The following is an 11928-nucleotide window of genomic DNA, read 5'->3' as shown; positions in this document are numbered from 1 at the left end:
AAGTCTTTTTTATTAATGAATTTTGATTATCGTCGCATTATTTTCATGGCGTTACTTTTAATATATTTATGCTTAAAAAGTGAATTGATATTCATCATAAATACTTTTATATTGTTATGCAATTAAATTGAATAATAATTTTGGATTTTTTTATGCCTTTGCCTTCGTTTATTTCCATGTACCAACAATTGATTGCAGCCCCTTCTATTAGTGCTATTGAAGACAACCTGTGTATGAGCAATAAAAACGTAATTGAACTCCTAGCCAGTTGGTGCGAAACAATCGGTTTTACGTGTGAAATTATAGAATTAGAAGGAGGTAAAGGGCGCTATAATTTATTAGCAAAACGCGGAGAAGGTGATGGCGGATTAATGCTAGCTGGTCATACCGACACAGTGCCTTTTGATGACAGTCGTTGGAATCATAATCCATTTAAACTTACCGAACTCGATAACAAATTGTATGGGCTAGGAAGTATTGATATGAAAGGCTTTTTTGCTTTTGTATTACAAGCGATTAGTGAACTTGATGAAAAGCAGCAAACTCAGCCTATTTTAATCCTTGCCACCGCCGACGAAGAAACAACGATGGCTGGTGCACAACAAATATGTAAGCACCCGAATTTAAAACCTGCGCGTTGTATAATAGGCGAACCTACTGATATGACGCCAGTATTTATGCACAAAGGCCATATGAGTACAGCAATAAGAGTGGTTGGTCGCTCTGGGCATAGCTCCGATCCCGAACGTGGTCTTAACGCCATTGAAGTAATGCATAAAGTGATTACAAAATTGATGATCTTAAAAGAACAATTAAAGCATAAGTATTCAATAAACCACTTCGAAATCCCTTATCCAACATTAAACTTAGGTAATATTCATGGCGGCGATAACGCGAATAGAATTTGTGGTTGCTGTGAAATGCATATAGATATGCGCCCATTACCAGGTTTAAGTGTACAAGAACTACAAGCATTAGTACTCGATGCAACGAAAGAGATAAATCAGCAATACCCAAATGCGGTGAGCGTTATTGATTTACATGAACCAATACCGGCATTTAGTGGGAGCACCGACAGTGCTTTAGTAAAAATGGCTGAAAAAATAGCGGGGCAAAAAGCGGTCGCAGTAAATTACTGCACTGAAGCGCCGTTTATCCAGCAACTCGGTTGTGAAACGATTGTAATGGGCCCAGGCTCAATTAACCAAGCACACCAGCCTGATGAATTTTTAGCGATGGAAAAAATAAAACCATCACAACAAATAATCACTAATCTTATAAAAGCAAATTGCTTTAGCTAATAAGATTACAATAAAGGCGCCAATTGGCGCCTTTATTAATACAGAACTAAGGCCTAATCACCTTTAACTTCTAAGTTAATAAACTTAACTAGCTCTTCAGGTTGCCCTACTAGCATCATAACTTGTTGGTTAATTTCCATCATAGTTTTACCTTCAGGTAGCTTTGCAGACACACTGAATGAATTTAAACCTTTCGCAAAGCTAGTTAAAGCCTCTGCAATATCTTCAGTTACAGGAGCTTGTTGTAACTGTTGCTCTAGCGTCATTTCCATTTGCTCAAGCGTCATACCTTGCTTTTCAAGCTCGCTTGAGAGTAAATCTTTTAATTTACCCTGGTTATTTAAGGCAAAGCTAACATTACGCGGCTCTAATTTACTCATTGCTTGCATAACAAGTGTTTGCTGCTGTAATTCTTGCTCATACGTCAGCGGTTGATCACCCGCTTCTTGCTGCGCCTTGCTAATAGCCAATGAAGCATCCATTAACGCTTTTGAATTAGCTAAACCCATATCCATATTAAAACTAACAATGTCTTTTGCATCAAGCTTAACTACTACATCACTATTGCCAGACTCTTCATCGTAATCAAGTGATGAATGTAAGTCGTAACTTGCCGACGCTAACATTTCGTTTGTATCAGCTGGTAATTTTGATACGAAGCTTTTATCAAACTGAAAGCTTTTTACATCAAATGATGTATGTGGTGATATTTTATCCGGCTCGTAACCAGTTATTTCAATGCTTTGAATATTAGCAACATTGTCACCTTCAGGGCTTATTACTTCCATGTTTGTTATTTCTACACTCTTTGAAATAACACTTGCCGATAAACCAGCGTATTTAAATGTAGCGCCAGTTTGCTCGCTTACTAAAGCAAGTTGCTTATCTACTTCTGCACGCACTTCTTGAGTTGCTACGTAGTTTGCGTAACTAACACCACCCACGCCTGCGGCCACAAGAGCTGCAACTATAACTAATTTTTTCATGTCATTTCCTTATTTAATTCTTTCTATAAAGTGTCTCAACTTAAGAGTAACACTGAAGAACATCACCGATAAGTGTTAATTAATCAAACTAAGTAACTCATGTACGGTTTTTACAGGGGTAATTTTAGCGCCTAGCCCTTCCATCGATTTATGGTAATTGCGAAATGGAATATATATTTCTGTAAAACCATGTTGTGCAGCCTCTTTAACACGCGGTACACCACTGTCTATTGGGCGTACATCGCCGTTTAAGCTAAGTTCTCCCATAATACACGTGGTACGAGGTACAACAAATTCGTTTAAACTGCTAAGTAACGCGGTTACTAATGCTAAATCGATGCAGGTTTCTGTCTCATCAATTCTTAAACCACCCACAATATTAAAAAACGTATCGTGAAATATTTTAGTTTTAGTATGCTTACGTAATATACCGGTCAGCATTTTTATACGATTCATATTTAAACCAACACAAACACGCTGCGGAAATTCAGCTTCTGTTTCGGTAGTTAAACATTGAATCTCAAGCAATAAATTACGATTCCCTTTACGAATACAGGTAATAGTAGAGCCAGGTGAGTCGGTGGTTGAACCCGATAAAAATATTTCACTTGGATTATCAACGCTTAACATTCCACGTTCACACATTTTAAAAATGCCAACAGTATCAATATCACCAAAGCGGTTTTTATTTGCCCTAAGGGTTCGTATTTGCCCATCGTTGGTATCTATGTGTAAAAGCGCATCAACAATATGTACAAGTGTTTGAGGGCCTGCTATTTCGTTATTTTTATTTACGTGAGCAATAATGAACATGGTTACATCATTTTGCTTACAGTACTGAGTTAATGCTTGGGCGGCGCTTTTTACCTGCGAAGGCGAACCTGGGCTACCATTTGCCGTATCGGTTACAACAGCTTGAATAGAGTCAATAACAGCAAACTTAATTTTATTTTTCTCGAGCTCTTCGATGATGGTTTCAACGCTCGTTTCTGAAAGTAAATAAAGCTCGTCCGGGTTATAGTTTAACTTTAAACGATTTACCCTGTTTTTAAACTGCGATAAAGATTCTTCTGCCGTACAGTAAAGTGACGGCATCCGCTGTGACATTCTCGCCACTAAGTCAGATAGCAAAGTTGTCTTACCTGCCCCCGGATCGCCCGAAATTATATTAACAGAGCCAGTAGTCACCCCGCCGCTTAGTACGCGATCAAGCTCGCCGATTTCAGTTAGCTGCTTTTCAGCCTCTGATGTAGCAATATCATTGATTTTTTTAGAGCCACCACCAACACCACCAGCATAACCACCAACGTTTGCTCGTATTGATGCTTTTTTACTGTGCCCTGCTGAAGGCTTAAATTCCGCTAATGTGTTCCACGCACCGCAGCGACATTGACCCTGCCAACGTTGATAGTTCATGCCACATTCGGTACAAACAAATTCTACTTTTGCCGCTTTAGCCATTGATAACTTTACCTACTATTCTTTAATTAAAAAAAATTCTTACTATTAAGCGCTTATTTGGCCATTTCAGGCATTTACTTAGCAACAAACTCTTGCCTGCTTAAAAATCTAGCGTCACAATCAATAAATACACATGGTGTTTCTTTTTAGCTATAATTTAGGGCATACTTTTTGCTTTGTAATAGTTTAAAGTAACTTGCCAATAAAATGGCAAATAACACATACATAACAAGAGCTAAACAGTAGTAACTCAAATAATTGTACCTATATTAATAACATAGCGCGATTTAACGTTTATTGAACTTCTAATAAATGGACTTAACAGTATACCTACTTTTTCAATTAGACGGTGATGGTTTTATAAATGGCTGATGACATAATGCTCAAACACGAAGACCTCGTGAATGAGTTAAAAACATATTTAGGCAACGCTAAATTTGATCTAATTTTCAAATCAAAAACCGCAGGGTTAACTAAACCTGAGCAATTTTTAATGAAAATGGAAATGTCGCGTTTATCTCAGCCAGTGGCACGTTTTGTTGATCTTCGCGGATTGGTGACAGGCCAAGTAAAACCATATGAGCATAACGGCAAGCAACACTTTATGGATGACACAGCCATTGAAGTGTTTGAAAAAGCGCTTAAACAACATGGTGAATACACCTTAGCTGTTTACGAAGCCGTAATGAATACAGAAAATAACCACCGCGTATTACAAAAACAAGCAGCCGAAAAATCAGAGTTACAAGAGTTAGAAAATAACTTAAACACTGAAGTAATTAAGTTTGCCTCTTACGAGAGCCGCCGTGAAGAGCGAATGAATTACTCAATAAAAGTAACGATTGATTACAAAGATAAAAAGAACATTGCTGCTAGCACCTCAGATATATCTTTAAGCGGTTGTAAAGTTAAGCTTGCAACGCGCTACTCTATAAAAAAAGGCGAACTCATCGCAATGCGCTTAGTAGGCCTTGAGCAAGACTTTGAACTTGGCCTAAAAAACGGTATTCAATACGAAGTTGTTGCAGTAGAAAATATCTCTCGTGAATTTAATCACATCCGCTTAAAGCGCACTTATATAGAAAACAACGATGCCTTTAATGACTTTTTAGAAAGTTTTATTCATGGTAATAAGCGTCGTTATAAAGTAAATCTAGATAATACGCTCGATGCTGTAGTATCAAAGGGGTATGAGCAGTACTACATTCCTCGCGTAACGTCTTTATATGTGTTTTTAAGTAAAAAAGATGAGCAATATTACCCAAGCCTTAGCCTTACCACTGAAAATAATATTTTTATTCAGCGCTACTTTACCGATGAAAGAAAAATACCGTGTTTGTACAATATACTTAATCATCAGCGTATTACACAATTACTAACTCAAATTACCGCAGTAAAAGAAGATTACCTCTATACATTTACACATATATCATCAGGTAAAATTTATTACTACTCAGCGACGCGTACAGAGTTAAATAACAACCCTAAATTACGTGATCTATTTTTAGGTTTTGGTAGCCAAAAAGAGAGCTGGCAGTGCTTTAAAATACAAGTAATGCCAAGTCATCCAGATGATTCTTTTATACCGCTTTCACTACCTAATAGTGCCGGTGAAAATATAGAAAAATTAAATAAGCCGCCTTCACCTCGTGTAAAAGGCCTTATAAAAGATGTTAAGTATATTGTTGTACTTACAAATATTGGCAATAAAGCTGAACAAGCAAATTATAAACAACTTACTTTTGATAAAGCATTAGTAAATCAGCTTAAGCACTTTGGCCACGCAAAACACAAAACACCACCCTACTTAGATATTGTGCCACTTGAATACGTAAATTTACGCTCGCATAAGCGCTATCTTTATAAAACACCAGTTAGTGTCACTATTAATGATGAGGTATTTAACGGCTATACACGTGACTTTTCGGTAATGGGTTTGCAGTTAGAGTGCGAACAACCTGCCACATTTAAAAAAGGCGATATAGTACTTTTAGCATTCCCTGAACTTCAAAAAATAACTAAAAAGCATAAGCTTAGTGAACTAAAGTACGAAGTAATGGCCATCAGTAAGTCATTTACTACTATTAACCTAAAAGCAAATCGTATTGCTGATTTACCCCATGCTGGCGTGACCTTTTTCACTCAGCTAATAGAAGGTAATAAAGACAAACTTAAAGTATCTGAAGAAACACCTAAAGTAGAAGGCTTATCTACCGCACTTAGAAATATGGTTACAAAAAGCGTTTGCCAATTTCCGCTATATTTACACAAAGAAGCTGCACACTTTAAAACCGGCGCAATTGGATATGGGTTATACGCCAGCCCTATGCACGTGATTTTGCAAAACTTTGGTTTATTAAGTAACAAAACTGACTTTTCGAGCATTCTGACCGAAGAGCAAATTATTAATGTAATAACACCAAATATTAAAGATCGCAGCCGCCAAGATGCACCGCTTGCTTTTACACTTGCTATTAACTTCGATCCTCGAAAAGGCAGTATTGAAGAGGCTATTGTTAGCCAATGCGCTTTAGGTGAAGACTACTCAAGCTTTTATAAACAAATTAGTAAAGGTATTACATCGCAACTTATATTCGTAATGCGTTTGTATATATCGCGCACAGGTCGCCCCGATACTGATTATCTTTCTAATGAGCTAAAATACGTAAGTCAGTACGCAATGCACAAAGCTAAAGATTTAGAAGAAGCCTTATGGGCCGTAGCTGGTGTAGGTGATGTAGTAGATATAACTGAAGAAGCGCTAAGCCATTTAGAACTAAAAAAAGAGCAAGTAGCACAAATGAGCCGCCGTAAGCTAATTTGGTTAAACCGCTTACGTTAAGCGGTTTAACTTAATTTATTTTAAAGTGTTGGTTGTTTTTCTAACGGAATAGCCAACATATACAACAATTGCAATAATGACCCTTCACAAATAGCCGCTTGTGCTTGCTCAACCACTTTAGGCTTACCATGTACGGCCACACCTAGGCCAGCTTTTGCCATCATGACTAGATCATTTGCGCCATCTCCAATAGCTACAGTTTGTGCTTTTTTAAGCCCTAGCTTTTGCTGAAGCACCTCTAAAACGACCGCTTTTTGCTGCGCATCGACAATCGTACCCAGTACTTTACCTGTTAGCTTGTCGTCTTTAAATTCGAGCTCATTAGCGTGCACTTCATCTAAATTAATCAGCTCTTGTACACGCTCTGCAAAAGGCACAAAACCACCTGAGGCAATCGCCAAATACCACTTATGTTGCTTTAAAATTTGGCACAGTATTTTAATACCAGGCATCAATGGTAATGTACTTTTCAGCTCTTCAATTAAGCTTTTTTCAATACCTTCAAGCTTAGCTACACGCTGATATAAACTCTCACTAAAATCAAGTTTACCCGCCATTGCAAGTGCAGTTACAGAGGCAACTTCATCGTATACGTTCGCAAGGCGTGCTATTTCGTCTATGCACTCAATAGTTATTGCAGTTGAGTCCATATCCATAACCAATAAACCTGGCTCATATAAATTAGGCGGCGTAGCAACTTGCACTAATTGACAATCAAGCGTGTTTGAAAATTCTTGTAGTACTAACGGGTTTATAGTTTTATCTGCATTTTGCGCGTAAAAACACAGTGCTGGTGCAAGCCCTAAATCAGGTTGGTATTGGCATATAGCGGTGACTTTTTGGTTATGTGTCGCTAAAAAGTCAACAATACTGGCAATGTGTTTTTCCGCAAAATCACCTGCAAATGCGATGCTAAATAACCCTAATGCTTTGTTTGGAATATAATCGAGAAGTGTAGATACACCACCACTATAGCTAAACCATTTATTTAGAGTTAAGTGTTGTAATGGTTGCTCAGCAGCTTGCTGTGCCATGTTGATTTGCGACATGGGATCTCCGTGTTTATTTTTATTTTCCTGATAGTTGGCATCTCAAAACTGCTATTCTCAACACTAAATTCGCCATCAGGTGGGGTTTAAGGTTATAGTTAGTGTAGTTGTAACATCAAATCAAAATGCTGTCAGTAGCATAAACGGTGACTATGAAAAATAACCATATTAAAAACCCTATAAGCGCATCCCAAAGAAAGCGACTCGTTCGCTTAATTCTTGCGGCTGGCTGTTTTGTATTACTAAGCTGGGTGGGTGTTAATAGTAGTTTTCAGAGTCACCAGTTACTTTACGATAGCGCCGACAGCACCGCAAAAAGCCTCACTCAGTTTATGGCTTTAAATGTTAAAACACCTTTAATCGAAAAAAATAAACCCCAGCTCAATGCAATTTGTAACGATATAAGTAAAGATGAGTTCGTGCTTTCGGCCACTATTTACGATCAACAGGGTATTTTATTAGCCAGTAGCGACAATTGGCAGTCGCACCATGTTTATGGTCAACTTTCTGATTCTACCCCTGGAATAAGTAAGTTAAAAACACCTTTTATGGAACCTGTTATAAGCGATGATGACCGCCCTATAGGTTTTGTATCTATTACTTATTTAACTCGCGCTGCAATATCCGACAGCCACAATCATTTTCATGACTTAGGCAGGCAGGTTTTACTAATGCTAGTGATTGCTTGTATTTTTACGTGGCAGTTAGGCCGTGGATTAAAGCGCTGGCAGGTAAATCGTTATATGCAAAAAACATCTGAACAAGAATCATAAAGTTGCTTTGCAAGCGTCTCTTTTTCGCTGTGTGGCTTTAAATCACATAGTGCGTCAAACACATCAGGTATATGCAATGGCGTGTTAACCTCCCCTTGGTAGCCACTTAAAGGCATTGAAGGTGAATCTGTTTCAAGCACTAAGTGCTCGGGCTCAATAGCGGCAATAACAGCACGGGTTTTAGCTGCACGTTCATAGGTAATAACACCGCCTACGCCAAGCTTAAAGCCCTGTTTGATATAGTACTTCGCTTGTTGGATTGAACCTGAAAATGCATGAATCACTCCCCCATTTTTTGGCTTACAACGTTTAAACGCTTGCGCAATTAAATCATGGCTTTGCCTGTGATGTACAATGAGCGGTAAACTTAGCTCATTAGAAAGCCCTATTTGCTGTTCAAATAAATAAGTTTGTTTAGAGAGGTTTTCAATGCTTCGATCAAGCCCACACTCACCAATGGCCACTAACTGATGCTTATTTGTAGTTGCAAACTCGAATAACGCTTCTATGTGCAATTCTTTATGTTGATCTAAGAAGTAAGGATGCAGCCCTGCCGCTATTTTTATACTTGGATAGGTTGCTTTGAGCCCTATAAGAGTATGCGATTGAGCAAGCGTAATACCCGGTACAACAAACTGATTAACTCCCTTTGCGACGCACTCGGTTATGAGCGATTCACGACTTGAATCAAACTCACTAAAATCGAGGTGGCAATGAGAGTCAATAAATTGCACGGTTACTTACTCATCTATTTATTAAGGATTTAAGCGTGTAATTTGCCAGCTATTATCTGCTTGGCGCTGATACATAAAACGATCATGTAAACGATGCGCCCCACCTTGCCAAAACTCAATTTTAGTGGGCACTACACAATAACCGCCCCAAAAATCAGGTAATGGAATTGCACCTTTAGCAAACTTATTTTTCATATTAGCAAAGGTTTCCATTAGTACTTTACGTGATGACACCGGACGGCTTTGCGCTGATGCCCACGCTGCTAATTGGCTTTCTTTAGGACGAGATAAAAAGTACTTTGCCACAGCAGAAGTTGGTAATGGTTTAGCCTCGCCATAAACAATAACTTGGCGTTCCATGTGATGCCAAGGAAAGTGCAAGGAAATTTTGTTATTGCCTTTAAGCTCCTGCGCTTTACGCGAACCTGTATTGGTAAAAAATACAAAGCCGTTATCATCCAGGTGCTTTAAAAGCACTATACGCTGTGAAGGCTGACCGGTTTCATCAACAGTTGCTACAACCATCGCTGTTGGATCGGGTAATTGGCTTGCTACAGCATGCTCAAGCCATGTTTCAAACTGCTTGAATGGGTCATCTTGCAAGTTATCTTCGCTTAACGCGTCTTGCAGGTATTCACGGCGGATATCTTCGAGTTTCATAACAAATCCTTTAAATAAAGACTTAGAAAAGAGCTTAGAGTAGCGAGCTTAAAACAATAGATATTGAGTAATAACAAATATTAAGATTCAGGTGTATACGATAGAAATAGCACCGAGTCTCGAGTGTATTCGATAGCAGTAAACATAGAGTCTCAGGTGTATCGTTGGGTTTCGTTTCACTCAACCTAACCTACAACGCAAACTACACAGCTCAGATATCTGCAAGTGTAGGAGTGCTAGCAAGGCGGTAAAACTATTTATGCCAAGGAGCATACGGTTTGTATGTGACTTAGGCTAAATAGTTTTACCAACGCAGCTAAAGCGAACTACACGCAGCAGAAGGTGATTACATTTGCTCCATGACTTCAATGCCGAGTAAGTCTAATCCCGTTTCTAATGTTCTTGAAACCAAATTACACAACACTAAACGGCTATCGCGCACGCTTGACTCTACGCCTTCTTTAAGTACTGGGCAGGCTTCGTAAAATGTCATGTATAAGCTTGCAAGCTCGTATAAGTAACCACATAGTACGTGCGGTGTTGCTTCGCTGATCATTAAATCAAGTACTTCTTCGAGCTGTAGTAGCTTAAGTGCAAGTGCTTTTTCTTGAGGCTCAACAATTGCAACGTCTGAATTTAATGTAGCAGCATCAACGCCTGACTTACGGAAAATACTGCGTACGCGTGTATAAGCATATTGTAAGTAAGGAGCGGTTGCGCCTTCAAAACTTAGCATGCTGTCCCAGTTAAAAATGTAATCACTGGTACGGTGCTTAGAAAGGTCGGCATATTTAACTGCGCCAATACCTACTTTACGGGCAATTTCGCTGCGATCGCTATCACTTAAATCAGACTCACGTTCAGCTAATTTTGCTGCTGCGCGGTTAATTGACTCTTCTAATAAATCAGCAAGTTTTACTGTGCCGCCAGTACGTGTTTTAAATGGTTTATTATCGGCGCCCATCATGGTGCCAAACGGGCAAAACTCGTAGCTTGTTTCGTCTCTTAATAAACCAGCTTTACGCGCTGTTAGCTCTACTTGGTTAAAGTGTAGATTTTGACGTGCATCTACAAAAATTAAGATGCGATCAGCACCTAATTTATTTGAACGGTAGTCACATGCCGCTAAGTCTGTTGTTGCATATAAAAAACCACCGCCAGATTTTTGTACGATAAAGGCTGATGGCTCGCCATCTTTATTAGCTAGCTCATCTAAAAACACCACTTGCGCGCCTTGCGACTCTACGGCAATGTTTTTATCTTTAAGTAGACTAATAATATCGTTAAGCTCTGCATTGTATGCGCTTTCAGCCATAATATCGGCTTGGGTAAGCGTTACATTTAAACGCTTATATACTTCTTCAGAGTGTTTAACTGAGGTGGCTATAAATAGTTTCCAAAGTTTTTCACAATGCGCATCGCCGCCTTGTAATTTAACAACGTAGTCACGTGCTTTATCTGCAAAGCCTTCTTCGTCGTCAAAGCGTTTTTTAGCATCGCGGTAAAAAGTTTCTAAATCAGCAAGCGCAACAGTATCTAAGTCAACGCCTTGACTAATTTGATCTTCTAAATGCGCGATTAACATACCAAATTGCGTGCCCCAATCACCCATGTGATTTTGACGTACAACCGTATCGCCTCTAAATTCAAGCGCACGTACAATTGAGTCACCAATAATAGTTGAACGTAAATGACCTACGTGCATTTCTTTAGCTAGGTTTGGTGATGAATAATCAACAACTACTTTTTGTGGCTTAGCGTGCTCGTTTACAGCTAGTTTTGCATCATTGTTAGCCGCTTTCACGCTTTGCGCTAAAAACTCAGGCTTTAAATGAATATTAATAAAACCTGGACCCGCAATTTCAGTCTTTTGTGCAATATCGCTTACATCAAGGTTATCAATAATTTTTTGTGCAAGCTCACGCGGGTTGCTTTTCATTTTTTTAGCTGCGCCCATGGCTGCATTAATTTGGTAATCACCAAATTGTGGACGCGTGCTTTGCGTTACTGCCGGGTTTGTATCTTCAGGTAAGCCTGCACCGACCATAGCTGCAATGGCTTTTTCAATTAAAATAGTACGAATATTCATATTTTTTTACCTTTATAAACCCGCCAAAGCAGG

Annotated in this window: 9 protein-coding genes; 3 read left to right on the top strand and 6 right to left on the bottom strand. The window is 38.8% G+C overall.

The annotated features are described in order from the left end of the window. Positions 1-152: 152 nt before the first annotated feature. Positions 153-1301 (top strand): acetylornithine deacetylase, encoded by a 1149-nt coding sequence (argE, locus tag H5157_RS01385; protein ID WP_182723975.1) that lies wholly within the window; start codon positions 153-155, stop codon positions 1299-1301. A gap of 53 nt (positions 1302-1354) precedes the next feature. On the opposite strand, the gene H5157_RS01380 is transcribed toward argE, so the two are convergent. Both H5157_RS01380 and radA read right to left on the bottom strand, forming a co-directional pair. Next, complete coding sequence (locus H5157_RS01380) at positions 1355-2287, bottom strand: hypothetical protein (protein WP_002958768.1); 933 nt, start codon at positions 2285-2287, stop codon at positions 1355-1357. Positions 2288-2362: 75 nt separating this feature from the next. Then, positions 2363-3748 carry a DNA repair protein RadA gene (gene radA / locus H5157_RS01375; RefSeq protein WP_002958769.1) on the bottom strand — a complete coding sequence of 462 codons (1386 nt, stop codon included), beginning with the start codon at positions 3746-3748 and terminating at the stop codon, positions 2363-2365. A 364-nt stretch (positions 3749-4112) separates the two neighbouring features. Here radA and H5157_RS01370 point away from each other — a divergent pair, with 364 nt between their 5' ends. Continuing rightward, complete coding sequence (locus H5157_RS01370) at positions 4113-6590, top strand: PilZ domain-containing protein (RefSeq protein ID WP_182723974.1); 2478 nt, start codon at positions 4113-4115, stop codon at positions 6588-6590. Positions 6591-6610: 20 nt separating this feature from the next. On the opposite strand, the gene serB is transcribed toward H5157_RS01370, so the two are convergent. After that, positions 6611-7639: a phosphoserine phosphatase SerB gene (serB, locus tag H5157_RS01365; protein ID WP_182723973.1), complete on the bottom strand. Its 1029-nt coding sequence runs from the start codon at positions 7637-7639 to the stop codon at positions 6611-6613. A gap of 152 nt (positions 7640-7791) precedes the next feature. Between serB and H5157_RS01360 the strand changes: the two genes are divergently transcribed. Next, positions 7792-8412 (top strand): AhpA/YtjB family protein, encoded by a 621-nt coding sequence (locus tag H5157_RS01360; RefSeq protein WP_002958772.1) that lies wholly within the window; start codon positions 7792-7794, stop codon positions 8410-8412. On the opposite strand, the gene H5157_RS01355 is transcribed toward H5157_RS01360, so the two are convergent. The 3 genes from H5157_RS01355 to argS all read right to left on the bottom strand — a co-directional run bounded on the left by H5157_RS01355 (position 8379) and on the right by argS (position 11895). Next, positions 8379-9146, bottom strand: a complete 768-nt coding sequence (locus tag H5157_RS01355; protein ID WP_182723972.1) for a TatD family hydrolase — start codon at positions 9144-9146, stop codon at positions 8379-8381. The two genes, H5157_RS01360 and H5157_RS01355, sit on opposite strands and share 34 nt — an antisense overlap. Positions 9147-9167: 21 nt before the next feature. After that, positions 9168-9806, bottom strand: a complete 639-nt coding sequence (gene pdxH / locus H5157_RS01350; protein ID WP_024596079.1) for a pyridoxamine 5'-phosphate oxidase — start codon at positions 9804-9806, stop codon at positions 9168-9170. A 346-nt stretch (positions 9807-10152) separates the two neighbouring features. Continuing rightward, the gene (gene argS, locus H5157_RS01345; RefSeq protein WP_182723971.1) at positions 10153-11895 is read right to left on the bottom strand and encodes an arginine--tRNA ligase; all 1743 of its coding nucleotides are present in this window, start codon (positions 11893-11895) and stop codon (positions 10153-10155) included. Positions 11896-11928: the final 33 nt, after the last annotated feature.

The sequence above is a fragment of the Pseudoalteromonas sp. SG43-3 genome (genome assembly GCF_014164385.1).
Classification (GTDB): Bacteria; Pseudomonadota; Gammaproteobacteria; order Enterobacterales; family Alteromonadaceae; genus Pseudoalteromonas; species Pseudoalteromonas distincta.
This window is presented reverse-complemented; position numbering and strand designations above follow the sequence as displayed.

Excerpts from the sequence above, each read along its gene's own strand:
- argE (WP_182723975.1), top strand. The coding sequence starts at position 153 with ATGCCTTTGCCTTCGTTTATTTCCATGTACCAACAATTGATTGCAGCC.
- H5157_RS01380 (WP_002958768.1), bottom strand. The coding sequence starts at position 2,287 with ATGAAAAAATTAGTTATAGTTGCAGCTCTTGTGGCCGCAGGCGTGGGT.
- radA (WP_002958769.1), bottom strand. The coding sequence starts at position 3,748 with ATGGCTAAAGCGGCAAAAGTAGAATTTGTTTGTACCGAATGTGGCATG.
- H5157_RS01370 (WP_182723974.1), top strand. The coding sequence starts at position 4,113 with ATGGCTGATGACATAATGCTCAAACACGAAGACCTCGTGAATGAGTTA.
- serB (WP_182723973.1), bottom strand. The coding sequence starts at position 7,639 with ATGTCGCAAATCAACATGGCACAGCAAGCTGCTGAGCAACCATTACAA.
- H5157_RS01360 (WP_002958772.1), top strand. The coding sequence starts at position 7,792 with ATGAAAAATAACCATATTAAAAACCCTATAAGCGCATCCCAAAGAAAG.
- pdxH (WP_024596079.1), bottom strand. The coding sequence starts at position 9,806 with ATGAAACTCGAAGATATCCGCCGTGAATACCTGCAAGACGCGTTAAGC.
- argS (WP_182723971.1), bottom strand. The coding sequence starts at position 11,895 with ATGAATATTCGTACTATTTTAATTGAAAAAGCCATTGCAGCTATGGTC.